The sequence below is a fragment of the Limnohabitans sp. Rim8 genome, from assembly GCF_945869175.1.
Classification (GTDB): domain Bacteria; phylum Pseudomonadota; class Gammaproteobacteria; order Burkholderiales; family Burkholderiaceae_C; genus Limnohabitans_A.
Map to the genome: position 1 here is coordinate 46,162 of NZ_CAMBNZ010000003.1, position 23,751 is coordinate 69,912.

At 60.7% G+C, this 23,751-nt stretch carries 19 protein-coding genes and 1 pseudogene; 8 read left to right on the top strand and 12 right to left on the bottom strand.

Annotated elements, in window-relative coordinates; translation table 11 throughout:
- Window positions 1-8: 8 nt before the first annotated feature.
- Window positions 9-599: pseudogene (tolA, locus tag Q0O19_RS14000) on the top strand (cell envelope integrity protein TolA); the annotation flags it as partial.
- A gap of 20 nt (window positions 600-619) precedes the next feature.
- Here the strand turns inward: tolA and Q0O19_RS00965 are convergent.
- The 5 genes from Q0O19_RS00965 to Q0O19_RS00985 all read right to left on the bottom strand — a co-directional run bounded on the left by Q0O19_RS00965 (window position 620) and on the right by Q0O19_RS00985 (window position 7,257).
- Entirely contained in the window at window positions 620-1,606 is a 987-nt protein-coding gene (locus Q0O19_RS00965; protein ID WP_295519113.1) for an NADPH:quinone reductase, read from the bottom strand.
- Window positions 1,607-1,616: 10 nt separating this feature from the next.
- Window positions 1,617-5,159, bottom strand: coding sequence for a DNA polymerase III subunit alpha (gene dnaE, locus Q0O19_RS00970; RefSeq protein ID WP_295519115.1), 3,543 nt, complete (start codon window positions 5,157-5,159; stop codon window positions 1,617-1,619).
- A 46-nt stretch (window positions 5,160-5,205) separates the two neighbouring features.
- Window positions 5,206-5,901 (bottom strand): DUF599 domain-containing protein, encoded by a 696-nt coding sequence (locus Q0O19_RS00975; RefSeq protein ID WP_295519117.1) that lies wholly within the window; start codon window positions 5,899-5,901, stop codon window positions 5,206-5,208.
- A 79-nt stretch (window positions 5,902-5,980) separates the two neighbouring features.
- On the bottom strand, window positions 5,981-6,514 hold the full coding sequence (locus tag Q0O19_RS00980) for a flavodoxin family protein (RefSeq protein WP_295519120.1): 534 nt from the start codon (window positions 6,512-6,514) through the stop codon (window positions 5,981-5,983).
- A gap of 29 nt (window positions 6,515-6,543) precedes the next feature.
- On the bottom strand, window positions 6,544-7,257 hold the full coding sequence (locus tag Q0O19_RS00985; RefSeq protein WP_295519123.1) for a pirin family protein: 714 nt from the start codon (window positions 7,255-7,257) through the stop codon (window positions 6,544-6,546).
- A 106-nt stretch (window positions 7,258-7,363) separates the two neighbouring features.
- Between Q0O19_RS00985 and Q0O19_RS00990 the strand changes: the two genes are divergently transcribed.
- From Q0O19_RS00990 to Q0O19_RS01010, 5 genes are all read left to right on the top strand, one after another.
- Complete coding sequence (locus Q0O19_RS00990) at window positions 7,364-8,296, top strand: LysR family transcriptional regulator (protein ID WP_295519126.1); 933 nt, start codon at window positions 7,364-7,366, stop codon at window positions 8,294-8,296.
- Between the two features lie 68 nt (window positions 8,297-8,364).
- Window positions 8,365-9,411 (top strand): FAD-dependent oxidoreductase, encoded by a 1,047-nt coding sequence (locus Q0O19_RS00995; RefSeq protein ID WP_295519129.1) that lies wholly within the window; start codon window positions 8,365-8,367, stop codon window positions 9,409-9,411.
- 20 nt (window positions 9,412-9,431) lie between these two features.
- Window positions 9,432-10,325, top strand: a complete 894-nt coding sequence (gene gluQRS / locus Q0O19_RS01000) for a tRNA glutamyl-Q(34) synthetase GluQRS (protein ID WP_295519131.1) — start codon at window positions 9,432-9,434, stop codon at window positions 10,323-10,325.
- A 32-nt stretch (window positions 10,326-10,357) separates the two neighbouring features.
- On the top strand, window positions 10,358-11,098 hold the full coding sequence (gene trmB / locus Q0O19_RS01005; RefSeq protein WP_295519134.1) for a tRNA (guanosine(46)-N7)-methyltransferase TrmB: 741 nt from the start codon (window positions 10,358-10,360) through the stop codon (window positions 11,096-11,098).
- 1 nt (window position 11,099) lies between these two features.
- Window positions 11,100-12,008, top strand: a complete 909-nt coding sequence (locus Q0O19_RS01010) for a pseudouridine synthase (protein ID WP_295519137.1) — start codon at window positions 11,100-11,102, stop codon at window positions 12,006-12,008.
- Here the strand turns inward: Q0O19_RS01010 and Q0O19_RS01015 are convergent, their stop codons facing one another.
- The 5 genes from Q0O19_RS01015 to Q0O19_RS01035 are packed head-to-tail and all read right to left on the bottom strand — an operon-like array spanning window position 12,009 to window position 17,075.
- Window positions 12,009-12,707 (bottom strand): phosphatase PAP2 family protein, encoded by a 699-nt coding sequence (locus Q0O19_RS01015; protein WP_295519139.1) that lies wholly within the window; start codon window positions 12,705-12,707, stop codon window positions 12,009-12,011.
- Window positions 12,704-14,299 (bottom strand): glycosyltransferase family 39 protein, encoded by a 1,596-nt coding sequence (locus tag Q0O19_RS01020; RefSeq protein WP_295519142.1) that lies wholly within the window; start codon window positions 14,297-14,299, stop codon window positions 12,704-12,706. Before Q0O19_RS01020 ends, Q0O19_RS01015 begins: the two co-directional genes overlap by 4 nt.
- A complete protein-coding gene (locus tag Q0O19_RS01025; protein ID WP_295519145.1) occupies window positions 14,286-15,275 on the bottom strand; it encodes a glycosyltransferase family 2 protein in 990 nt (329 codons plus the stop codon). The genes Q0O19_RS01020 and Q0O19_RS01025 overlap by 14 nt, the downstream gene beginning before the upstream one ends.
- A gap of 47 nt (window positions 15,276-15,322) precedes the next feature.
- Window positions 15,323-16,255: a lysylphosphatidylglycerol synthase domain-containing protein gene (locus Q0O19_RS01030; RefSeq protein WP_295519147.1), complete on the bottom strand. Its 933-nt coding sequence runs from the start codon at window positions 16,253-16,255 to the stop codon at window positions 15,323-15,325.
- Entirely contained in the window at window positions 16,248-17,075 is an 828-nt protein-coding gene (locus Q0O19_RS01035; RefSeq protein WP_295519150.1) for a phosphatase PAP2 family protein, read from the bottom strand. The genes Q0O19_RS01030 and Q0O19_RS01035 overlap by 8 nt, the downstream gene beginning before the upstream one ends.
- Before the next feature lie 50 nt (window positions 17,076-17,125).
- Between Q0O19_RS01035 and Q0O19_RS01040 the strand changes: the two genes are divergently transcribed.
- A complete protein-coding gene (locus tag Q0O19_RS01040) occupies window positions 17,126-18,139 on the top strand; it encodes an NAD-dependent epimerase/dehydratase family protein (RefSeq protein WP_295519152.1) in 1,014 nt (337 codons plus the stop codon).
- 46 nt (window positions 18,140-18,185) lie between these two features.
- Here the strand turns inward: Q0O19_RS01040 and alaS are convergent, their stop codons facing one another.
- Window positions 18,186-20,837: an alanine--tRNA ligase gene (gene alaS, locus Q0O19_RS01045; RefSeq protein WP_295519155.1), complete on the bottom strand. Its 2,652-nt coding sequence runs from the start codon at window positions 20,835-20,837 to the stop codon at window positions 18,186-18,188.
- Window positions 20,838-20,946: 109 nt separating this feature from the next.
- A complete protein-coding gene (locus Q0O19_RS01050) occupies window positions 20,947-22,017 on the bottom strand; it encodes an NAD(P)H-binding protein (protein ID WP_295519158.1) in 1,071 nt (356 codons plus the stop codon).
- A 232-nt stretch (window positions 22,018-22,249) separates the two neighbouring features.
- Between Q0O19_RS01050 and Q0O19_RS01055 the strand changes: the two genes are divergently transcribed.
- Window positions 22,250-23,722: an NAD-dependent succinate-semialdehyde dehydrogenase gene (locus Q0O19_RS01055; RefSeq protein ID WP_295519161.1), complete on the top strand. Its 1,473-nt coding sequence runs from the start codon at window positions 22,250-22,252 to the stop codon at window positions 23,720-23,722.
- The last annotated feature ends 29 nt before the right edge of the window (window positions 23,723-23,751 follow it).

Genomic DNA, 23,751 nt, shown 5'->3' on the forward strand with positions numbered 1-23,751 from the left:
AAGAAGCCGAGAAAGCTGAAAAGTTGAAGGCCGAGAAAGAAAAAAAGGACAAGGAAAAAACCGACAAGGAAAAGCTTGAACTCAAGCGCAAGGAACGTGAAAAAGAGCGCGAGAAAGAAGACAAAGCCAAAGAAAAAGCGGCCAAAGAGAAAAAGGCTCAAGAAGAGAAAGACCGCGACAAGAAAAAAGCTGCGGAAAAAGCCAGCGCTGAAAAAGCCGATGCGGCTCTGGCTGAAGCCCTGCGCCAAGAAAACCTCAAACGCATGCAAGGCATGGCGGGTGCATCCGGCGGCGAAAACGCCGCTGGCAACGCACTCAAATCATCAGGTCCCTCGGCCAGTTATTTGGGTCGTCTGGCTGCCAGAATCAAACCCAATATCATTTACACCGGCGAAGTCACGGGCAACCCATCCGCTGATGTGGAAGTAAAGGTCAACCCCGATGGCACCATCTTGAGCCGACGCATTGTTCAGTCGAGCGGCAACCGGGCTTGGGACGATGCCGTGTTGCGGGCCATCGACAAGACGGAGGTCTTGCCCAAAGACGCCGATGGGAAAGTACCCTCTGTGATCCCGTTTAGATTCAGGCCTCAGGACTGAGGCCAACCACCGCCTCCACTTCAAAGTTCTAAAACCACATTGCCTACGGTCTGTCCCGCTTCCACCGTTTGGTGTGCCTGAGTGATCTGGTCCAACGTAAAGCAGGCACCGATGCTGTGCTGCAACTGCTGTTGTGACAGCATCGCCGACAGACGGGCCACAGCCACTAGGCGGTCGGCAGGGGTCAGGTCGTAGACCAGAAAGAACTTCACTCCCATCGACTGGTACAACCAGGGACGAAACGGCATGGGCACCTCCAGAGCGTTGGAGCCATAGCACACCACCTGGCCATGCGGGGCCAAAGCGCCCTCGGCCGCCCAGCGGGCCGTGGTGGAAAAATCCATGTCAATGATGACATCGGCGCCCCGTCCTTGGGTGAACGCTTTCACGCGTTCGGGCACCGACTCGGTTTTGTAAAAAATGGCTTCATCCATACCAGCCGCGCGGGCATGCGCCGCTTTGGCCTCAGACCCCACAGTGCCGATCACGCGGCCACCGGCTAAGCACACCATCTGCGTGATGTAGTGGCCCACAGCCGAAGAAGCCCCGGTGACCAACACCGTTTTCCCGTGCAAATCACCGGCCAGCCGCTCGGCCAAGATCACCGACTGCACAGCCGTCAGGCCGGGAATGCCCATGCAAGCGCCGGCCGCAAAATCGACGCCATCGGGCAAGTTCACGGCTTGTGCATCGGGCAAGGCGATGTGTTGGGCGCAGGTGCCCATGGCGCGTTGCCATTGGCCGTTCCAAATCCAGACGCGTTGGCCTACACGCGAGGCGGGCACACCCTCCCCCACGGCTTCGATCACACCCGCGCCATCGCTGTGCGGAACAATCAAAGGATCGCTGACGGGGCGGGCCCGGCGCGATTTCACATCCGATGGGTTGACGCCCGAAGTGGCCAAGCGCACCAACACTTCCCCCGCTTGAGGGCTGGGCGTGGGCAGCTCACCCACTTGCATCACGTCTTGGGCTTCGCCGTTTTGGGTGTACCAGGCTGCTTTCATGGGGGGGTCCTTAAGCGTTGGAGGATTCATCGTAAACAATCCGCGCCTGCCCCTGGTCGGCCTGGGCCATCCAGCTGGCGAGGGCCGCGTCGGTGGGGAAGAATTTGACAGCGTCACCCAGTGCCAGCTCAGCGCGGGCAGCCAGTTGGTCGTTGCTGCGCTCCAGCACCAGACGCACAGGCAGGCCGCGCCACAAATCGCCTTGCTCGGTCTGCTCTCGCTGTGCGGGAAATTCTTTGACAAGGCGGGGGATGTCGGGTGCACGGCCATTGACGGCCACGCGCAGGTATTTGCCATAGCGGCAGCGGGCGGCACCCAAGTCCATGATCTGCTCGATCTTGAGGCGAAAGCCCCCCGAAAAACGGTCGGCCTGCATCTTGGCCGTGACGATGATGAGTTCGTCGTCTTTCAGCAGGTGCTTGGCCGAGTTGATCAAGGCCTCGTCGGCCGTGGCCTCCAACATGCCCGATTTGTCGTCCAATTTGAAGATCGCCACCTTGCCGCGCTGACCGTTGATGATGCGCAAGTCACTGACGATACCGGCCAGCACCATGGACTCGCGGCTGTCGATCAGGTCGTCGATTTTGCGGCGGGCAAATTGGCGCACTTCGCGCTCGACCGCGTCAAACAAATGGCCGGACAAGAAAAAGCCTACAGCGGTTTTTTCAAGCAGCAGGCGTTCTTTGATGCCCCAAGGCATGACCTCCACCAGTTCGGGCTCTTGGGTGCTCGATCCATGCGAATCGTCGCCCAACATGTCGAACAAGCCGCCTTGGTTGGCGTTGGCCGTGGTGGCGTTCGAGAACTCAAATGCCCGGTCAATGCTGGCCGACAAAGCCGCACGGTTCATGTGCAGCGCGTCAAAAGCCCCAGCCCTGATGAGCGCGTCCACCGTGCGTTTGTTGATGCGGGTACGGTCCACCCGCACAGCAAAGTCAAACAAGCTGGTGAAGGGGCCGCCTTCGTTGCGGGCGGCCACGATGGCGTCGATCGCTTGTTGGCCCGTGCCCTTGATGGCCCCCAGGCCGTAGCGGATCACCTTGTCGGTGACCGGCTCAAAGCGGTGCGTGCCGCGGTTCACATCGGGCGGGTCAAAGGTGATGCCAAATTTGACCGCGTCTTCGTAGAGCACCTTGAGCTTGTCGGTGTCGTCCATCTCCACCGTCATGTTGGCGCAGAAGAACTCGGCGGTGTAATGCACCTTGAGCCAGCCCGTGTGGTAGGCCAGCAGCGAATAAGCGGCCGCGTGCGACTTGTTGAAGCCGTAGCCCGCGAACTTTTCCATCAGGTCAAAGACCTCGTCGGCCTTGTCCTGGGGGATGTTGTGCGTGGCCAGGGCACCGGCGCGGAACTTTTCGCGGTGCTCGGCCATTTCTTCGGCCTTTTTCTTGCCCATGGCGCGGCGCAGCAAGTCGGCGCCACCGAGTGAGTAACCCCCCAAGATTTGCGCCGTCTGCATCACCTGCTCTTGGTAGACCATGATGCCGTAGGTCTCGCTGAGCATCTCTGCCACTGCGGGGTGCGGGTACTCCACCGCTTCGCGCCCATGCTTGCGGGCCACAAAGCTGGGGATCAGGTCCATGGGGCCAGGGCGGTAAAGCGCGTTCAGGGCAATCAGGTCCTCCAGCCGACTCGGGCGTGCGTCCCGCAGCATGCCTTGCATGCCACGGCTTTCAAACTGGAACACCGCCTCGGTCTTGCCGTCTGAGAACAGTTTGTAGGTCGCCACGTCGTCGAGGGGGATGTCTTCAAAAGTGAAGTGGTCCTGGCCTTTGTGGCGCTGGATGATGAACCCGCGAGCAATCTCCAAAATCGTCAGGGTGGCCAGGCCCAAGAAGTCGAACTTCACCAGACCTGCCGCCTCCACATCGTCCTTGTCGTACTGGCTCACCGCCGATTCGCTGCCGGGCTGCTGGTACAGCGGGCAAAAGTCGGTCAGCTTGCCCGGCGCGATCAAGACACCCCCCGCGTGCATGCCCACGTTGCGGGTCATGCCTTCGAGTTTTTGCGCCAACTCGATGAGGGTTTTCACATCCTCCTCGCGCTCAATGCGCTCGGCCAAGATCGGCTCCATGGCGATCGCGTAGTTGTTCTTGTCGCCCTCTTTGGGCGTGGCGGGCGGGTATTGCAGCGTGACCGACATGCCCGGTTTGTTGGGGATGAGCTTGCTGATGCCGTCGCAAAAGGTGTAGCTCATGTCCAGCACGCGGCCCACATCGCGAATCGCTGCACGCGCAGCCATGGTGCCGAAGGTCACAATCTGACTGACGGCGTCACGGCCGTATTTGTCCTTCACATAGTCGATCACCCGATCCCGGTTGCCTTGGCAAAAATCAATGTCGAAGTCGGGCATCGAGACCCGCTCGGGGTTCAAGAAGCGCTCAAACAAGAGCTTGTATTGCAAGGGGTCGAGGTCGGTGATCTTGAGCGCATAGGCCACCAGTGAGCCCGCACCCGAACCCCGGCCGGGACCGACGGGGCAGCCGTTGGCCTTGGCCCACTGGATGAAGTCGCCCACGATCAGAAAGTAACCTGGAAACCCCATCTTCAAGATGGTGTTCAGCTCAAACTCCAGCCGCTCCACATAGCGCGGGCGCTCTTCCTGGCGTCGGGCCTCGGCCGGATACAGGCGAAGCAGCCTCGCCTCCAGGCCCTCCAAAGACACATGCCGGAAATAGTCTTCCACCGACATGACCACACCGTTCACGGGTGGGATGGGGAAGTCTGGCAACTGGGGTTTGCCCAGCACCAAAGTCAGGTTGCAGCGCTTGGCGATCTCGAGCGTATTGGCAATGGCGCTGGGCACATCGGCAAACAAGGCGCACATTTGTTCGGCCGACTTGAAATACTGCTCGCGGGTGAAGCGGCGAACTCGGCGCTGGTTGGCCAAAATTTCACCTTCCGAGATGCACACCCGCGCTTCGTGGGCTTCGTAATCGTCAGGCCCATGGAACTGCACCGGGTGCGTGGCCACCACAGGCAGGTGCAAACGGGCGGCCAAGGCCACCGCACCGGCCACTTGGCGTTCGTCTTCAGGGCGGCCCGCGCGTTGCAGCTCGAGGTAAAAACGGTGGGGAAACAAGGAGCCCAATTGCAAGGCCAGATCGGCGGCTTTGTCGTGGTCACCTTGCACCAGGGCTTGACCTACCGGCCCGGCTTGTGCACCGGACAACAAAATCAGGCCCTCAGAGAGTTCTTTCAGCCAAACCAGCTTCACCACGGCCAAGCCTTTGGCCACGTTTTGCGTCCAGGCACGGGCCAACAACTCGCAAAGGTTTAAGTAGCCCCGGTGGTTTTGTACCAAAAGTACGATCCGGCTCGTGGCGCTCGGGTCACCACCCAATCCTTCGAGGTAAATCTCGGCACCGATGATGGGTTTGACCCCTTTGCCCCGGCCTTCTTTGTAGAACTTGACCGTTCCGAACAGGTTGTTCAGGTCGGTGATGGCCAGCGCAGGCTGAGCGTCTTGGGACGCGATCTTGACCACATCGTCGATGCGGCAGGTCGAGTCAACAACAGAAAATTCGGTGTGAAGGCGCAGGTGAACAAACATAGCCTGTCATTGTAGGAGGTCACCCTGCGGCAAAAGGTGTGTATTTTCAGTCGCGCAAGACATGCAGGACTTCGGAGCGGAACTCTCTCCCGTACAAAATCAAGACCACCAAGGCCGTGGCCAGCACCAGCGCCATGGGTGAGAAAAACCAGGCCATGGCGGCAAATGAAAAGTAATAAGCCCGCAAACCGTCGTTGAAGGTTTCAGCGGCCGCACTGACCAAATTGCCGGCTCTTTCGGCAAAGTGTTGGCGGTCGTGAAGATGGGCATCGAAGTCTTCTGGCGAGGGCATGGCGCCAATGACCAGTGCCACAAAGGTGTACTGCCGCATGGACCATGAAAACCGGAAAAAGGCATACACAAAGATGCCCACCATCACCAGAATTTTGAGTTCGAACACCAACAAAGGCGTGGGCTGGGCAAACGGGATTTCACCCACCAATTCGGCGGCTTTGTCGGTGGTGCCCAAAAGTGCAAACAGACCCCCGATGATGATGATGCTGGTGGATGAGAAAAAAGCGGGAGTTTGCGACAGGTTCTGGGTGATCACGCCATCGAGCACACGTGGGTCCCGACGGGTGGCTTGCATCATCCACTTTTGGCGGTAGCGGTTGGTGTTGGCGATCAGGCTTTGGTCACGCAGGCCGCGCACCTTGGCTAACCACGCATAACCCACCCACAAAGCAAAAAAAGTGACGATTGCCAGCCAGTCGGCCCACGGCAGCATGGTGATGATTTTCATGCTGCCATGCTAACCGAGGCGAGGTGACTCTTGCCGGGGCCACTCTTGCGTGAGCGAGCCCCTCGCTCGACCGGGGCGATCAGCCGCGCAGTTTGGCCGCCACAGCAGCCACGCGCTCGCCGTAGGCTTTGGCGGTGTCCAAGTCACCTTGGGGGATGTCTTCTGCGGGGCTGGTGGGCCCCACTTGCGCCATCACACCAGAGTTGGAGCCGATGCGGTTGATGGTGCCGTCGTTCAAGGCGGGCTGACCCACCCAAATCATGCCTTGCTGTTGCGACAAGGTGATGAAGTACTGGAGGGTCGACAACTTGTCACCGCTGGGGCTGGCCGAGATGGTAAAACCGCCTGCCACTTTGTCTTTCCAGGCGCTGGTGAACCAACGCTTGGAGGTGGCATCGGCAAACTTCTTGAACTGCCAAGAGGCCATGCCCATGTAAGTGGGCGAGCCGAAGATGATCGCATCCGCCGCGTCCAAAGCGGTCCAGTCGGCGTCGGTGATGTTGCCATCGGCGTCGATCGCGATCACTTGTGCGTTGGCGCCTTGGGCCACAAATTGGGCCACGCGCTGGGTATGGCCGTAGCCGGAATGGTAGACAACAACTGTTTTAGCCATGAAAAAACTCCAAAGGGTTGAGAAAGAAATCAAGCGGACAAGTCGAACACCAGCACTTCGGCGTTCTCGCCCTGACTCAGCGTCAGGGCCGATTCGGATTGCAGCAGCGCCGCATCGCCGGCACTGAGCAGCTGGCCATTGACCTGCAAACTGCCGCGCACCAAAAAAACATAGGCTTTGCGAGCTGGGTTGAGCGCAAGTTGGGCAGTCTCAGATCCTGTGAAGAGACCCGCAAACAAGCGGGCATCGGCATGGATTTGCACCGCGAATGGGGCCGACTGCACGTCAGCCGCTGGTGCGGCCACCAAGGCCAGCTGACCGCGCTTGACGCTTTCCGGCACGGTTTTTTGTTCGTAACCAGGATCGATGCCCATGACATTGGGCTCAATCCAAATCTGCAAAAAGTGGGTTTGTTCGCCTTCAGCGTGGTTGAACTCGCTGTGGCGCACACCACTGCCTGCGCTCATGCGTTGCACGTCGCCCGGCGGAATGCCTTTAACGTTGCCCATGCTGTCTTGGTGGGCCAAGTTGCCCGACAAGACGTAGCTGATGATTTCCATGTCACGGTGGCCGTGTGTGCCAAAACCTGTACCGGGGTCAATGCGGTCTTCGTTGATGACACGCAGATTGCCAAAACCCATGTGGGCCGGATCAAAGTAGTTGGCAAAAGAAAAGCTGTGGAAGGACTTGAGCCAGCCGTGGTCGGCGTAGCCGCGTTCCGATGATTTGCGCAGGGTCAACATGGGGGATTCCTCAAAACAGACCTGAACTGTAGGGAAAAAACGACCTATTGCAGTGCAATGGTTTTGCCGTCATCGTTCAAATTATTTGAAATAAAATAGCAAGACCATGCAAAGTCCCAAAGATTGGCTCACGCCAGACGCCCTGTTCATGCTGCAAACCATTGCCGAGCAAGGCAGTTTTGCAGCCGCCGCGCGCCATTTGGGCCTGGTGCCCAGCGCCTTGACTTACCGTGTGCGGCAGCTGGAAGACGCACTCGATGTGTTGCTGTTTGACCGCAGTGCGCGTCAAGCCCGCCCGACCGCAGCAGGTCAGGAACTGCTGCGCGAGGCGGGGCGCTTGCTGCTGGACATCGACAGCGTGGCCAACCGCGTCAAACGTGTGGCCACCGGTTGGGAGGGTGTGCTCACGGTGGCGGTCGACAGCATCATGGCCCGCGACGTGGTGATGGACATGTGCGAGGCCTTTTTGGCGCTGAACAGCCCCACCCGCTTGCGGATTCGCAACGAGGCTTTGTCCGGCACCATGGCCGCACTGACCTCGGGGCAGGCCGACTTGGCTTTGGGGGTTGTGCTGGGACAGCACATGGCCGCCGACATCCAACACATTGCTCTGGGCGACGTGCCATTTGTCTTTGCTGTGGCACCCCAACACCCCTTGGCCCATGCACCAGAGCCCTTGAGCAATGCCTTGCTGCTGCAACACCGGGTGGTCGCCGTGGCCGATTCGGTGCAGCGTGGCAGCGGCCTCACGGTGGGCCTGCAAGGCGGTCAAGATGTTTTCACGGTGCCTGACATGCCCAGCAAATTGCAAGCGCAATTGCGGGGCCTTGGCGCAGGATTTTTGCCGCAACGTCTGGCGCAGCCCTTTGTCGCGAAGGGTCAACTGGTGATCAAGACCACCGAACAAACACGTCTGAACAGCGTGCATGCCGCATGGCGCGACAGCCGCCTGAGTCCAGCAGGCCACGCCTTGCTGTGGTGGACGGCACAGCTCAACAAGGCGGCGACGCGGGAAGCTTTGCTGGGAGTCAAGCCCTGAGGCCAAGGGGCATCGGGACAAACCCACCCAAACGACAATCACGCGCATTTCTGGGCTAAAGTGGCAGCATGACCACACAACACATCGCCATCATTGGTGTCGGCATGGCCGGCGTGACTTGCGCCCGCACCTTGCGCCAAGCCGGACACAACGTCACTTTGTTTGAAAAAAGCCGGGGCCTCGGAGGACGCATGTCCACCCGCGCCAGCGCATTCGGCAGTTTTGACCACGGAGCCCAGTACTTCACCGTCCGCGATCCCCGTTTTGAACTGGCGATGGGCACCGCACCGGGCGTCTGCAAGCCCTGGAGCGCCAATGCCGTGCGTGTACTCGATCCCAATGGGCGCGTGATCGAAGCCGGGCTGCCGGGCGGCGAGCGCCATTGGGTGGCTGCACCCGGCATGAACGCCTTGGTCAAAGCCTGGGCGGCGCCCCTGCTGGACGACGGCAATGTGCAGCTGCAAACCCGAGTGACGCAGATCATGGCCGACCCCCTGAGGAAAAACGGTTGGCAGTTGCAAACCGAAACCGAAGACGGCGGGCACCGCGTCTACGCTGGTTTTGACAAAGTCATCTTGGCCATTCCGCCAGAGCAAGCCAGCGCTTTGCTCCAAGCCTCGGGGCAAAGTGCCTTGGCGCAGCCCTTGGCCTCCGTTCGGGTGGACCCTTGCTGGACCCTCATGTTGGCCTACCCCCAAGCCGTCCAACCGGGTCTGATCACCTTGGGGCCGCAATGGAACGCCGCCCGCAGCACACACCACCGCATCGCCTGGATGGCCCGCGAATCGTCCAAGCCCGGCCGTGAACGCATTGAACGCTGGACAGTTCAAGCCAGCGCCCCTTGGTCGGCCGAACATGTCAACGATACCCCCGAGCGCGTCAAAGGCAAGCTGATCAAGGCCTTTGCAGAAATCACCGGCATCCGCGTGACCCCGGCGCATGCCGAAGTTCACCGATGGCTTTACGCCAAAACTGCGCAGCCTTTGGGCCACAGTTTCTGGTGGTCGAAAGACCAAGGCATTGGCCTGTGCGGCGACTGGTGCTTGGGCCACCGGGTGGAAGACGCCTTTGTGTCTGGCCTCGAGTTGGCTTTGGCGGTGCTCAAAAAACGATGACCTGAGCATGCTGACCCCGTATGTCTGAGGTCTATACAGGCCGGTTTGCGCCCTCGCCAACCGGCCATTTGCATGCCGGCTCGCTGGTGGCCGCTCTGGCCAGCTGGCTGGATGCCCGCGCCCACGGTGGCCGATGGTTGGTGCGCATCGAAGATGTGGACACCCCGCGCTGCGTGCCGGGAGCCGACCCAGCGATCTTGCAGCAACTGGCAGCCTGTGGTTTGGTCCCTGACGAAGCCGTGGTGTGGCAAACGCAGCGCAACGACCTCTACGCCACCGCGCTCCAAACTTTGGTGACGCGAGGCTGGGCCTACCCCTGTGGCTGCTCGCGCAAAGACATTGAATCGGCCCAGACTGTGGCTCGGCACAGTGCCGCCATCTACCCCGGGACCTGCCGCCATGGCCTGAACGGCCGGCCCGCACGCGCTTGGCGACTCAACGTGCAGGCCGTGCAAGCGGCCTTGGGCCTGCCCACCATCACCCGCTGGCAAGACCGCCGCTTGGGGCCGCAACAGCAAAACGTGGGGCAGGAAGTGGGCGACTTTGTGTTGCGCCGCGCCGACGGCCTGTGGGCCTACCAACTGGCGGTGGTGGTGGACGATGCCGCTCAAGGCATCACCCATGTGGTGCGCGGCCAAGACCTGGCCGACAACACGGCCCGGCAAATCCTGCTGCAAGCCGCCTTGGGCCTGCCCACCCCAGACTACCTGCACACCCCCCTGGTGCTGGCTGCAAATGGCGAAAAACTCAGCAAGCAAAATGGGGCTCTGGCGCTGGACTTGCACACACAGCAGACCGTGTTGACTGCACTCAATGCTGCGGCGCAAGTGCTGGGCCTGCCGCTGGTGCCTGAGCACACGGTCACAGAACAAGCGCTGGCAAAGTGGGCGGCCATGCGCGGATCGCCACGATAATCACAGGCTTTGCACACACCCCCTGCCCATCCATGACGACGCCTGAAGACCGCACGACCGCCCCGGCAGACCCCGCCCTTGAAGCCCCAGAAGCCCCCTTCATGCGGCAAATCAAAACCTATGTGCTGCGTGCAGGGCGGATGGGCTCGGGCCAAGTGCGGGCTTTTGAGCAGTTCGGCCCTCAGTTTTTGATCGCCTACAGCCCAGAGCGTCTGGATGTGCAGGCCGCTTTTGGGCGCAACGCACCTTTGATTCTTGAAATCGGTTTTGGCATGGGCGATGCCACCGCCAAAATCGCGCATGTGCGCCCCGACGACAATTTTTTGTGCTGCGAAGTGCACGAGCCCGGCGTCGGCGCTTTGCTCAAACGCTGCGGCGAAGAAAACATCGTCAACATCCGCATCGTGCGCCACGACGCCATCGAGGTCATGGACCACATGCTGGGCGCAGACAGTCTGGACGGCGTGCACATCTTCTTTCCGGACCCTTGGCACAAGAGCCGCCACCACAAGCGCCGCTTGATCCAGTCGCCCTTCATCCATCGCCTGGCAGGGCACATCAAGCCCGGTGGCTACCTGCATTTGGCCACCGACTGGCAGCCCTATTCCGAACAAATGATGGGCGTGCTGCGGGGTGAGCCTTTGCTGGTGAACACCAGCGATGCCGCCGATGGCTTTGCTGTAAAGCCTGGCTACCGGCCCCTGACCAAGTTTGAAAACCGGGGCCTCCAACTCGGCCACGGTGTGTGGGATTTGGTATTCCGCCGGGTCTGATATGCACGACTCAAGGCAAGCGGTTCATTGGCCCATGCGCGATGGCGTGAGTGCCAGTGTCGTATCGGTGCCGCAAGGCGCACCCCACTTGCTCGATTTCTTGGCCCAACGCATGCCGGGCATCTCACGCAGCGAATGGGCCGAGCGCTTGGCGCAAGGCCTGGTGCTGCATGAAAACGGGCAAACTGCCCTGCCCGACCAAGCCTGCCAACCCGGCCAACGCCTGTATTACTACCGCCATCTGGCCAACGAACCGGTCTTGCCGTTTCAGGTGCAGATCCTGTTTGAAGACGCGCACTTGCTGGTGGCCGACAAGCCGCATTTCATGCCGGTCACCCCTTCAGGGCGCTACGTGCAACAAAGCCTGCTGGTGCAGCTCAAACGCCGGACCGGCTTGAGCAATCTGGTGCCCTTGCACCGCATTGACCGGGAAACGGCCGGCTTGGTGCTGTTGGGCAAACGCCTGCAAGACCGCGATGCCTACCATGCGCTTTTTCGGGACCACCACATCCACAAGCTTTACCATGCCGTCGCACCTTGGCGGGCTGACCGGGCTGTGCCCACGGTCTACGCCAGCCGTTTGGTGCCGGGGGATCCGTTTTTCAGAACACAAGAGGTGCCGGGTACACCCAACAGTGAAACCCGCATCAGCCTGTTGCGCACCTCCGGTCTGCGGGCCTTGTACCAACTCGAACCCGTCACCGGCAAGCGCCACCAACTGCGGGTGCACATGAACGCCTTGGATTTGCCCATCGAGGGCGACCAGTTCTACCCCACCGTCTTGCGTGGCCCCGACGCCCCCGAAGACTTCGGCCAGCCCTTGCAACTGCTGGCCCAGTCGGTGCGTTTTACCGACCCGATCACAGGTCAAGCCCACGCGTTTGAAAGCCAGCGCCAGCTGGCGCTGTGATCAGCCCGTGGTGGGCAAACGCTTCAGACCCCACCAGCGCCAACGCAACCAAACCGCCTGAATGACAAGGCTGCTGCCCCAAATCGCCAAAAACGCAAAGACGATGTCACTCAAAAAATGGCCCCCTTGGACAATACGCACCCAGCCAATGGCGCTGCCCAAAACAAGACCCGTCAAAAGCCAGCGCCTGCGTCCACCAGGAGCGGCCCACATGCCAAAAGCCAATGCACAAAACCCCAAGGCGGCATGACCGCTGACAAAAGAGCAATTGCGCTCACACGCTTGACTGACCTGGAACGCCGGCACAAAGGCCGCCGCGCCACCCATCTCCTGCACCTGGTTGGGCCGTGGACGGCCCACCTGGTTTTTCAGGGCCTCATGCACCAACAAGCCATTGCCCAAAAAAGCCACCAAAATCCAGGCCAAACACCTGCGAGACAAACCCCGCGAGATGCGTTCAGGCCGCAGCCAACGCAGGACCAGCACCAGCAGCGTCCATGCGGTCAACACCCACCCCAGGCGTGGGGCCCACACATAAACCGCCTGAACCGACACCCATTGTTTGGCCGGAAACTGGCCCGCCGAATCATAAAAACGCAAAGCGACCCACAAATCCAGTTCTGGCCACCCCAGAAAAATGCCGCATGCCAGCACAAAACAAGCGCCCCACATGACACCCCAACGGTGGCGCGACTTCATGGCTTGGCGACCTCAACGGGGCGGCGCAGCACCGTCATGCCCTGCACCGTCGCCAAGGTTTCCCAATGGGCAAATTCAGCGGCGCGTTTGACAGGCACGAGCACCATATCTGCCCGTTCGAGCTGTTTCACCATGGCCTCTTGCCTGTAAAAAGCGAATGAGGGCCAATTGCCGCCCACCTGCGCCACGGTCCCTGTCCATGCGCGTGCCGCCAAGCCCAATGTTTTGACCGGGCCTTGCAAATGGTTGGACCACCAGGGCCAGATGAACAGCGTCATCACCAGGGCATGCACCAAAGCCATGACCGACAACACCCCCACAGCGCCCAACCGTTGGCGGGCCCGGGGCCACCACAGCCAAGCGGCCACAGCACAGGCCCAGGCCATGCCCACTGGCCACAGCTGCGCGGTGTACAGCGCCAAAGGCTCACTCCAAGCCCAACCCACTGGGAGGCCCTGCGTTTGATGGAGCCAAACCATGGGCAAAACCAGCATGAGGGCTTGCCACAACACCAGCATGACCCCGCACAGCAGGCCCTGCCAGGACCGCCAATGCGCCAGTCCGGCCACCAGCAAAACGACCATCCCTGGCGCTGCATAAATGCCATAGTGCGGCAGCTTGGTGCTCGACAGGCTGAAAAAAACCAGCACAAATGCCACCCAAATCAAGGCGCGCCTGACCACGACATCGCGCCAGAGCAAGCCCACACGCCGCCACCAAACCAGCAGCAAAGGCGTCCAAGGCAGCCAAAGCAAAGGGGCCACCAGCACAAAATAAAACCAGCCCCCCGCGTGCCCCTCCATGGGTGCGGCAAAGCGGTCAATGTTGTGCCGCAAGATGAACCCTTCCACAAAGCCCTGGCCGTGACGCCACAAAGCGTAGGCGTACCAAGGCACAGCGATGGCCAGCAAAATGGCCCACGCCTTCACATCCAACAAGGCCTGTCTCAGCAGACGCCACTGGCCCTCTGTCAAGCAGGCCAACAGGAACACCGCCCCGGGAATCAACACGGCCACGGGCCCCTTGACCAGCAGTCCCAACCCCACCCAGGCGGCCAATCGGCGCAATGAGGACAGGTCGCCACGCGCCATGTAACGCCAAAGATCCAGCGCACTGAGCATCAAAAACAGGCCCAAAAGGGCATCGGCAGTGGCGGCGTGGGCCATGGCCCAACTGCCAAAACTGGTGACATGGACCACGGCAGCCAGCGCCGCCGCACGCCAACCCCAACGGGGCGCCACAAAACCGCTCACCGCCAAAGCAGCCGCCCAAGTGGCCAAAGCCGAGGGCAAGCGCATCGCAAACTCATTGACGCCAAAGACCAAGGCACCCAGCGCTTGCAACCAATAAACGCCAATGGGCTTGTCGAAGCGGTCCGCACCATTGAGGGTGGTGTGCCCCCAATCACCCGAGACCAGCATTTCTCGTGTGGCCTCTGAAAAAGCACCCTCGTCCACATCAAACAAAGGCGCTTGCCCCAATCCCAAGAGCAAGAACGCCAGCAAGCCCAAAGCCAATCCCCACATCCAGGTGGGTGGGCGCTCAGGCCACTGCCGCCTGGCGGGATGCCCTGACACCTCAGGGTTTGACATGCCAGGCCTCTGCATCGTCAAGCACCTTTTGGGTGGTCGTGTGGTAGGCCATGGACCGACCTCCGTCGAAATAGGTGCGCATCAACAACTCCGACAGCACGCCCGTGGTGAGGAACTGCAAACCGGCCACCAAACAGAAAAAACCCACGAACATCAAGGGCCGCGTGCCAATGGATTCGCCCATCATTTTGAGCACCGCCATGTAGGCCAGCATCAAGGCCCCTGCGCCCCCGACCAACAAGCCCAGCCCCCCAAAAAAATGGCCCGGCCGCGTGCCAAAGCGCAAAAAGAAGTGGATGGACAACAAGTCCACCAACACACGCAAGGTGCGGGACAGGCCATATTTTGATTGGCCTTTGGTGCGCGCATAGTGACTGACCGCCACCTCGGCCATGCGGTCGGGTGAAGTGACCGTGGCCATCCACGCCGGAATGAAGCGGTGCATCTCGCCATACAAGCGGATTTTGCGCAGCACCTCGGTTCGAAATGCCTTGAGGCTGCAGCCCAAATCCTGAAACGCCAAACCACTGACGCTTCGAATCAGGTGGTTGGCCATGCGCGAGGGCAGTTTGCGCAAAAAGAAGCCGTCCTGCCGGTTTTGTCGCCACCCTGCCACCAAGTCCAGGTCTTCTTCAAGCAGCTTGCGCACCAGCAAAGGAATGTCTTTCGGGTCGTTTTGCAGGTCACCGTCCATGGTGACGATCACATCGCCCCGAGCCGCGTCAATGCCCGCCTGCATGGCAGCAGTCTGCCGAAAGTTGCGCAACAAACGCACAACGCGGATGTGGGGCCCGACTTCAAGCGCTCGCTCTTTCAGAAATTGCCAGGTCAGGTCACGGCTGCCGTCATCCACCACCACCAACTCCCAAGGATGGGGGTACTCGGCCAAAGCGTTGTTCACCGCATCGATCAGATCGCGGGCCAGCTCCTCTTCGTTGTACATGGGCACCACCACCGACAAGCGGTGCGCAGGCATGGGTAGGGTGAAAAGATCTTTTGGTTTTTCTTGCATACATCACCCTTTTATTTTGAAATTGTCCTTGCGCTCGACAAAGCACCCAGGCCCCAAACGCCGGCCAAGCCCAAGGAGATCGCCAGACAAAATGCGTGGACCCCCAAAGCGACCAGCCCCAGCATAGGTGCAGCGGCCACAGGCAAGCCGGAAAACAGCCAAACACCGGCTTCGTAAGTGCCCAAACCCGCGGGCCCTTGCACCGGCAGCATAGCGGCCAACTCACCGCCCAGGGCCCCGGCCCATGCCTGTGCAAAGTCCAAGGACGCATTCTCTGGGGCCAGGCTGTGCAAAAGCCCAGCCACCGCCAGCAGTTTGAGGAGCCAGTTGCCCCAACTCAAGAGCCATCCCGACAAGCCACTGCGCCGGTGCATCAATGAGCGGACAAAGACCATGCCCTTGATGCGGCGCTTCAACAGCCAAAGCCACAGACGGGCGGGCGCGGTCAACAAGCCGACCCACAACAGGGCCATGAGCACTCGCCAAGCCACTGGAACACCAGGCCACAGCCAGAGAGCCAAGGTGGCCAAGACCATCACATCTTGCAAACGCAACCAGACCAAACTGCGCCAAGACGCTTGCCAACTGGCCCCAAACACCTGTTTGACCAGCATGGGGTAGCCCAGCTCACCCGCACGCATGGGCAAAAGCAGGACCGCCGCATTGTGAAAAAGGATCACCCGCATGGCTTCTCGCCAAAGCACCCAGCGTTTCCATTGCCATTCTCGCCTCAAGCGTTCGGCACGCAAGGCCAAACTCCCCGACCACAACAGCCCCGCCATCAGCCAACCCCACACAGGAACGGTTGACCAGACTGCCTTCAAGGCTTGGGGGTCGACACTTTGCCAAGCCCACGCTAGCAAAGACAGGGCCAACACACTGCCCAACACAAAGGCCGTCAGTTTCAGTGGGTTCACCCGGCGCACCTTGACCGTTTCAGTCATGCCTGCCGCCTGCGCCCTGGCGAAGCTGGCGCTGGACGCGAACAAGCCCAAGCAGCGACCAAACAGCCGCCGCACAGACCAGCAGGCGAGCACCCGTCATGCCCCAACCTTCCGAGGGCAAATGCCAAACCGCGTAAAGCAAGAGCAGCATCAAGACGGACAACAGCCTCTGTGCACGCGCCGATGTCAAATGCGCCGCCCATGGCTGCATTCGCTCCCACCATTGCGCGAGCAACACCAAGAACAAGCCCAAACCCAGCCCCACCAGCACGTCCGCCGGCCAGTGGGCGCCGACCGCCAAACGCGACACCGCAACCAGACTGCCCAACAGCACCAACGTCATGCGCCAGACAACACGTTCACGGCCTGCTGCAAAAAAGAGCAAAGCGGCCAGGGAGCCGGCCGCCAGTGAGTGGCCTGAAGGCATGGAGTGTCCCCCCATGGGGGGGTGTCCAATGGCGTGCAGCCAATGGGGCTCCAACACCGACAAGGGACGTGGGGCATCCCAAGCCGCCTTGAGCAAAGGCGAGGCGATCACGCCCATCAACCATGTTTTGAGGGCCCAGGCCAATGGGACAGGGTGCAGGAGGAACAAGGCCAGCAGGAGCAGCAATGCTTGCGCAGAATCGCCCCATTGCGTCACAAACAACCAAAACTGGTCGGGCAACCAACTGCTGCGATGCCCCCAAATCAACCACTCTTGGTTCCAAGGGGAGCCGTGAAGAACCAGCCCCCCCACCACCAACAGACAAGCCAAGGACACGCTGATCCAGGAGGTTTTTAGGGTCGGGACACCCCCTGAAATGTGCGGTTCTGGCATAACCATCTTATTTTGCCACCATAATTTGGCGTCCAAAGAAACACACATTCATGACCATTCAAATCGCCGTCACCGGTGCCGCAGGATTCATCGGTTCGAGCTTGGCCCTCCATCTGGCCCAAATGGGACACGGGGTGCACGCCTGCGATTGGTCTGACCGCTCGGGGCGAACCCCGCTCGACACCCCAGCCGACAGCACTCTGGCCAGACTGCGGGCCGAGCGCTTGGGCATTTTGGCGCAAACGCCTGGCGTTCACCTGTCGCAATTGGATTTGGCAGCGCCTGGTGCGTTTTCGGCATGGGTCAGCGAGCGGCAGCCCGACGTGGTCATTCATTTGGCGGCGCAAGCAGGTGTGCGCCACTCCATGCAAGCCCCGCTGGACTTTGTGGGGCCCAACCTGATCGGGTTTGCCCATGTGCTGGACGCCTGCCACCGGCAGGGGGTCCAGCGCTTGCTGTACGCCAGTTCCTCCAGCGTTTATGGCATGCGCGACACGGCCCCTTTTTTGGAAGACGACCGCACGGACAGCCCGGAGTCTTTTTATGCCGCCACCAAGCAAGCCAATGAAGCCATGGCCAAGGCCTACCACGCGCAATATGGTTTGCGCAGTTTGGGCATGCGCTTTTTCACGGTGTACGGCCCACGAGGGCGCCCCGACATGGCCCCCTTTCTCTTTGCGCAAGCCATACGGAGACAAGAAACTCTGACCTTGTTTGCCGAGGGCGAACTGCTCCGAGATTTCACTTACGTGGATGACACCGTGGCCGCCATTGCCGCGCTGGCCAGACCCGACGCCCGCTGGGAAGGTTCCACCGTGGTCAATTTGGGACACCACCGCCCGGTGAGTGTGAACAGTTTTGTGAAATGTCTGGCCGATCAACTGGGCCTTGCGCCCATCATCGCCTACGCACCGATGCAAAAAGCCGATGTCAAACTGACCTGCGCGAGTGAAACCCGACTGCTCAGCATGATCGGATCATGGCCTGACACCCCGCTCGACGAGGGCTTGGGCCGATTTGTGGACTGGCTGCAAGATTGGGACCCGCTGAACCAGCCAGGTTAAAACTCGGCGATTCGGGGCCGACGATTCGGGGCCGGCAATGGCGCCATCAAAGTCGCTCGGTCACCCAGGCCTGCACGCTGGCCAGGGCAGAGGGCAGTGCCGCAGCGTTGGTGCCACCGGCCATGGCCATGTCGGGCTTGCCACCGCCCTTGCCGCCCACTTGGCCCGCCACAAAGTTGGCCAGTTCGCCCGCTTTGACTTTGCCGATGGTGTCGGCGCTCACGCCTGCGGCAATCTGCACCTTGTCACCGTCCACGGCGGTCAAGACAATCACTGCGGTTCTCATCTTGTCCTTGAGCTTGTCCATGGTGTCGCGCAAGGTCTTGGCATCGGCCCCTTCGAGCTGGGCCACCAGCAGCTTCACACCCTTGACATTCAAGGCCTGCGTCATCAATTCGTCACCCTGCGCCGAAGCGAGTTTGCCTTTGGCCGCGGCCAATTCTTTTTCGAGCGCCTTGACCTGGTCCAGCACCTGCGCAATGCGGGCGTTCAACTCGGCAGGCTGGGCCTTGAGGGTGCCTGCGGCTTGTGTCACGGTGTCTTCGAGTGATTGCAGGTAGGCCAAAGCATTTTCGCCGGTCACCGCTTCGATGCGGCGCACGCCAGCGGCCACGCCGCCTTCACCCACGATCTTGAACAGGCCAATGTCGCCCGTGGCTTTGACGTGGGTGCCGCCGCACAGTTCGCGGCTCGAGCCAATGTCCAAGACACGCACGGTCTCGCCGTATTTCTCACCAAACAGCATCATCGCACCGGTTTTTTGGGCGCTTTCGATGTCCATCACGCGGGCCTGAGCCTGGGCGTTGGCCAAAATTTCGGCGTTGACTTGGGCTTCGATCTGGCGGATCTCGGCATCGGTCACGGGGGCGTTGTGCGCAAAGTCAAAACGGGTGCGCTCAGCGTTGACCAAACTGCCCTTTTGCTGCACATGGCCGCCCAGCACTTCGCGCAAGGCCTTGTGCATCAGGTGGGTGGCGCTGTGGTTGCGCACGGTGGCGGCGCGCACGGCCAAATCCACATGGGCCTGCACCGCGTCGCCGACCTTCAGGCTGCCGGATTTGATTTCGCCATGGTGGCCAAACACATCGGCCTTGATCTTGAGCGTGTCGGCCACAGTGAACTGACCGCCCGCGTTGTTCAGCACGCCCTGGTCACCCACCTGGCCACCGGACTCGGCGTAAAACGGGGTCGTGTCCAGCACCACCACGCCCGCTTGACCCGCTTGGAGTTCGCTCACGGCGTTGCCGTCGGCGTACAAGGCCAATACCTTGGCATGGGCCGTCAGGTCGTCGTAACCCACAAAGTCGTTGCCCGCGCCCAAATAGTCGAGCGCCTTGTCCATCTTGAACTTGCCCGCAGCACGGGCCTGGGCTTTTTGCTTTTCCATGGCGGTGGCGAAACCCGCTTCGTCCACGCTCAAGCCACGCTCGCGGCACACATCGGCAGACAAATCGAGGGGGAAACCGTAGGTGTCGTGCAGCTTGAAAGCCACTTCACCGGGCAGCACTTTGACGCCGCCTTCGAGGGCCGCGTCCAAGATTTGCATGCCGCTTTGCAGTGTTTCAAAAAAGCGCTCTTCTTCCAAACGCAAAACGTCCGCAATGCGCTCGGCCTGATCGGCCATGTTGGGGTAAGCCGCGCCCATGAGCTTGACCAAATCGGGCACCAGCTTGTGGAAAAACGGGGTTTTTTGGCCCAACAAATAACCGTGGCGAATGGCGCGGCGGATGATCCGGCGCTGCACATAACCCCGGCCTTCGTTGCTCGGCACCACGCCGTCGCTCACCAAAAATGCCGTGGCGCGGATGTGGTCAGCGATCACGCGCAGCGACTTGTTGTTCAGGTCGGTGCAACCGGTTTCGCGTGATGCGGCCTTGATCAGCGCGTCAAAAATGTCGATTTCGTAGTTGCTGTGAACATGTTGAAGAATCGCTGCGAGACGTTCGAGGCCCATGCCCGTGTCCACACAGGGCGCGGGCAGCGGCGTGACGGCACCGGTGTCGTCCATGTTGAACTGCATGAACACGTTGTTCCAGATTTCGATGAAACGGTCACCGTCTTCATCGGGGCTGCCGGGTGGGCCACCGGGAATGTGGGCACCGTGGTCGTAAAAAATCTCGGAGCAAGGACCGCAAGGACCGGTGTCGGCCATCATCCAGAAGTTGTCTGACTTGTAGCGGCCGCCCTTGTTGTCGCCGATGCGGATGATGCGGTTCTCTGCCTTGATGCGCTCAGGTGTCCAGCCGGCCTTGACGAAAATGCCCTCCCAAATGCCATGGGCCTCATCGTCTTCCATGTAAACGGTGGCGTACAACTTGTCGGCGGGCAGCTTGTAAACCTGGGTCAGCAGCTCCCACGCCCACTCGAGCGACTCGCGCTTGAAGTAGTCACCAAACGACCAGTTGCCCAGCATCTCGAAAAAAGTGTGGTGGCGGGCGGTGTAGCCCACGTTTTCCAGGTCGTTGTGCTTGCCACCGGCGCGCAGGCAGGCCTGAACAGAGGCGGCACGGACATACGAGCGCTTGTCGGAGCCCAAAAACACGTCCTTGAACTGGACCATGCCCGAGTTGGTGAACATCAAGGTGGGGTCGTTGCCCGGCACCAAGGGGCTCGACGCCACCACGGTGTGGCCCTTGGACTCAAAAAAGTCCAAAAAAGTCTTGCGGATGTCGGAGACGGAAAAAGTGGCTTGGCTCATGGGGTGTTTTCGCTCTAAGTGCAACCCGCCATTATAAGTTTGGGCATTCCCGAGTGAGCCAAGCGGCAAGCTCTCGTGTTTGAAGCCCTGAAATGCGGCACAAACCGGCTTAAAAAACAGCGTGATCGCCTCGGTCGGGGGCGCCTTCACCCCGGACCCACCGGGCATAGGCGTCGAACAGCGTTTGTGATCCGTGTGAGGGTGTGGCCTGCTCATCGTAGCGCTGGGCCGCAGCGTCCCAGACCAACATGGATTCCGAGGCGTAATAGCGCCCAATGCGGGCCAACTCGGCCTTGTCCGCAGCCGCAGGAATGAACTTGCCCAACACGCTCAACACCGCCACGATGGCATCCATCATGCCCAAGGGAACCCGTTTGAACCGAGGCGGCTTGCCCAAAAGGGCAAACAAATGCTCCCCCTGCGCCAGCGGCGTGATGGCAGGCCCTGGCCCGCCTATGGGCAAGATCTGGTTGTGCCGCGCCACATCGTCCAGACAACCCACCAGAAAATCGGCCAAGTCGTCGTCGCTGATGGGTTTGCAGGCGGTCAGTTGCCCGTCGCCAAAAATCAAAAATGCTTGGCCTTTTTTGACCCGCTCCAGTTGCCCCGAGAGCGATTTGAAAAAAGCGGTGGGGCGCACGATCGAATAAGTCATACCGGACTCGATCAAGGCTTTTTCAAACGCCAATTTGGCGTGCTGAAACGCCAACACAGGTTTTTGCACACAGATGGCCGACAGCTGCACAAAATGCCGCACGCCCGCCCTTTGAGCCGCTTTGAGCGCCCACATGTGCGCTTGGTGATCGACCCGCCAAGCGTCTTGGGGTGAGCCCTTGCGCGAGGCCATGCACGAAACCAACGCATCAAAATGGGTTTGCGCCAAACCCGGCTGGGTCCACACGCTCTCTTCGTCCGCATTTCCCCATACCAGCGTGGCCCCAGCCAGACGCTCCGACAGTGACGTGTCAGGGGGCATGGCGCCAAACCCTTGGCGGAGCCTCACCAGACAAACCACCTCGTGACCATTCCGAAGCAAGGCCCGCGCAGTGGCCAGACCGATGGTGCCGGTCGCCCCGAGCAACAGCACGCGCAAGCGTGACTTGGGCTCCGAGACGCTCGCCACCAAGGGTAAGGGGGTACCCGAGCCACTCACAAGGCGGGTAGGCTCATCGGTGGTCACGCCGCAAACTCCCAAATGATTCAGACATCCAATGTTACTGTTTTTGTGGCCGACAGCCGTTGCAGTGGGACAAAGGCCGGCACGGGGGACAACGTTGGAAAACAGCATAATGCCTTGGCCAAGCGGTAGTCCAAACTGGGGCAGGTATGCAACACCCGGATTGGGTACGCCATGCCCCGTTTTCAGCCGGCCAGCACCCGCAGCCGGGTTTTCACCGTCCCACTTGAACACCATGACCACATCGCCCCTCGCCCTGCTCAAAGACCCCACTTTGCTCAAAACCGACGCCCTGATCAACGGCCAATGGGTCGTTGGCAACCAGCGTTTTGACGTGACCGACCCCGCCACAGGCGCTCACTTGGCCAGCGTGGCCAACCTGGGTGCGGTCGAAGCCGAAGCGGCCATCGCTGCGGCCAACGCCGCCTGGGGCCCTTGGAAAACCAAGACCGCCAAGGAGCGCAGCATCATCTTGCGCAAATGGTTTGACCTGCTGATCGCCAACACCGAAGACCTGGCCCGCCTGATGACCGCGGAAAATGGCAAACCGATGGCCGAGTCGCGTGGCGAAGTGGCCTACGGCGCCAGCTTTGTCGAGTGGTTTGCCGAAGAGGCCAAGCGCGTCAACGGCGAGACCCTGCCCCCCTTCGACAACAACCGCCGCCTGCTGGTGCTCAAGCAGCCCATCGGCGTCTGCGCGGCCATCACGCCCTGGAACTTCCCACTGGCCATGATCACCCGCAAGGTGGCCCCGGCCTTGGCCGCAGGTTGCCCCGTGGTCATCAAACCCGCCGAGCAAACCCCGCTCACGGCCTTGGCTGCGGCCGAACTGGCGATCCGTGCAGGCATTCCAGCGGGGGTGCTCAACATCATCACCGCCGACGGCCCGCAAAGCATTGCGATCGGCAAAGTGCTGTGCGCCAGTGACGTGGTGCGCCACATCAGCTTCACCGGCTCGACCGAGGTGGGCCGCATCCTCATGGCCCAATCGGCCCCCACCGTGAAAAAAATGTCGCTGGAGTTGGGCGGCAATGCGCCCTTCATCGTGTTTGAAGACGCCGACATCGACAGCGCCGTGGAAGGCGCCTTTGCCAGCAAATACCGCAACGCGGGCCAGACCTGTGTGTGCACCAACCGCTTTTATGTGCAGGCGTCGGTGTACGAGGAGTTCGCCAGCAAGTTCGCGGCCAAAGTCAAAACCGCCAAAGTAGGCAACGGCTTTGCCGATGGGGTGAACCAAGGCCCGCTGATCGAGCCCTCGGCCTTGGACAAGGTCGAGCGCCACGTGAAAGACGCCTTGGCCAAGGGAGGACGGGTGCTTGCAGGCGGCAAACGTCTGGAAGGTCAGTTTTTTGAGCCCACCGTGTTGGCCGACGCCACCGCCGACATGGTCTGCGCCAAGGAAGAAACCTTTGGCCCCCTTGCCCCGATCTTCAAGTTCACCACCGAGCAAGAAGCGATCGATGCGGCGAACAACACCGAATACGGCCTGGCCAGCTACTTTTACAGCCGCGACGTGGGCCGCATCTTCCGCGTGAGCGAGGCGCTGGAATACGGCATGGTGGGCATCAATGTGGGCATTTTGGCCACCGAGCATGTGCCTTTTGGGGGCGTCAAGCAATCGGGCCTGGGCCGTGAAGGCTCGAGCCACGGCATCGAAGACTACGTGGAAATCAAATACCTGTGTGTAGGCGACATCCTGAAGTAAACTCCACCCCTTCGCGGGTGTCGTTCAAT

Bases quoted from the DNA above. Each gene is read 5' to 3' on its own strand.
- trmB (WP_295519134.1), top strand. From the start codon at position 10,358: ATGACGACGCCTGAAGACCGCACGACCGCCCCGGCAGACCCCGCCCTT.
- Q0O19_RS00995 (WP_295519129.1), top strand. From the start codon at position 8,365: ATGACCACACAACACATCGCCATCATTGGTGTCGGCATGGCCGGCGTG.
- Q0O19_RS00975 (WP_295519117.1), bottom strand. From the start codon at position 5,901: ATGAAAATCATCACCATGCTGCCGTGGGCCGACTGGCTGGCAATCGTC.
- Q0O19_RS00990 (WP_295519126.1), top strand. From the start codon at position 7,364: ATGCAAAGTCCCAAAGATTGGCTCACGCCAGACGCCCTGTTCATGCTG.
- Q0O19_RS01030 (WP_295519147.1), bottom strand. From the start codon at position 16,255: ATGACTGAAACGGTCAAGGTGCGCCGGGTGAACCCACTGAAACTGACG.
- Q0O19_RS01025 (WP_295519145.1), bottom strand. From the start codon at position 15,275: ATGCCTGCGCACCGCTTGTCGGTGGTGGTGCCCATGTACAACGAAGAG.
- Q0O19_RS00965 (WP_295519113.1), bottom strand. From the start codon at position 1,606: ATGAAAGCAGCCTGGTACACCCAAAACGGCGAAGCCCAAGACGTGATG.
- Q0O19_RS01040 (WP_295519152.1), top strand. From the start codon at position 17,126: ATGACCATTCAAATCGCCGTCACCGGTGCCGCAGGATTCATCGGTTCG.
- gluQRS (WP_295519131.1), top strand. From the start codon at position 9,432: ATGTCTGAGGTCTATACAGGCCGGTTTGCGCCCTCGCCAACCGGCCAT.
- Q0O19_RS01010 (WP_295519137.1), top strand. From the start codon at position 11,100: ATGCACGACTCAAGGCAAGCGGTTCATTGGCCCATGCGCGATGGCGTG.
- Q0O19_RS01055 (WP_295519161.1), top strand. From the start codon at position 22,250: ATGACCACATCGCCCCTCGCCCTGCTCAAAGACCCCACTTTGCTCAAA.
- Q0O19_RS00980 (WP_295519120.1), bottom strand. From the start codon at position 6,514: ATGGCTAAAACAGTTGTTGTCTACCATTCCGGCTACGGCCATACCCAG.
- dnaE (WP_295519115.1), bottom strand. From the start codon at position 5,159: ATGTTTGTTCACCTGCGCCTTCACACCGAATTTTCTGTTGTTGACTCG.
- Q0O19_RS01015 (WP_295519139.1), bottom strand. From the start codon at position 12,707: ATGAAGTCGCGCCACCGTTGGGGTGTCATGTGGGGCGCTTGTTTTGTG.
- alaS (WP_295519155.1), bottom strand. From the start codon at position 20,837: ATGAGCCAAGCCACTTTTTCCGTCTCCGACATCCGCAAGACTTTTTTG.
- Q0O19_RS00985 (WP_295519123.1), bottom strand. From the start codon at position 7,257: ATGTTGACCCTGCGCAAATCATCGGAACGCGGCTACGCCGACCACGGC.
- Q0O19_RS01020 (WP_295519142.1), bottom strand. From the start codon at position 14,299: ATGTCAAACCCTGAGGTGTCAGGGCATCCCGCCAGGCGGCAGTGGCCT.
- Q0O19_RS01035 (WP_295519150.1), bottom strand. From the start codon at position 17,075: ATGCCAGAACCGCACATTTCAGGGGGTGTCCCGACCCTAAAAACCTCC.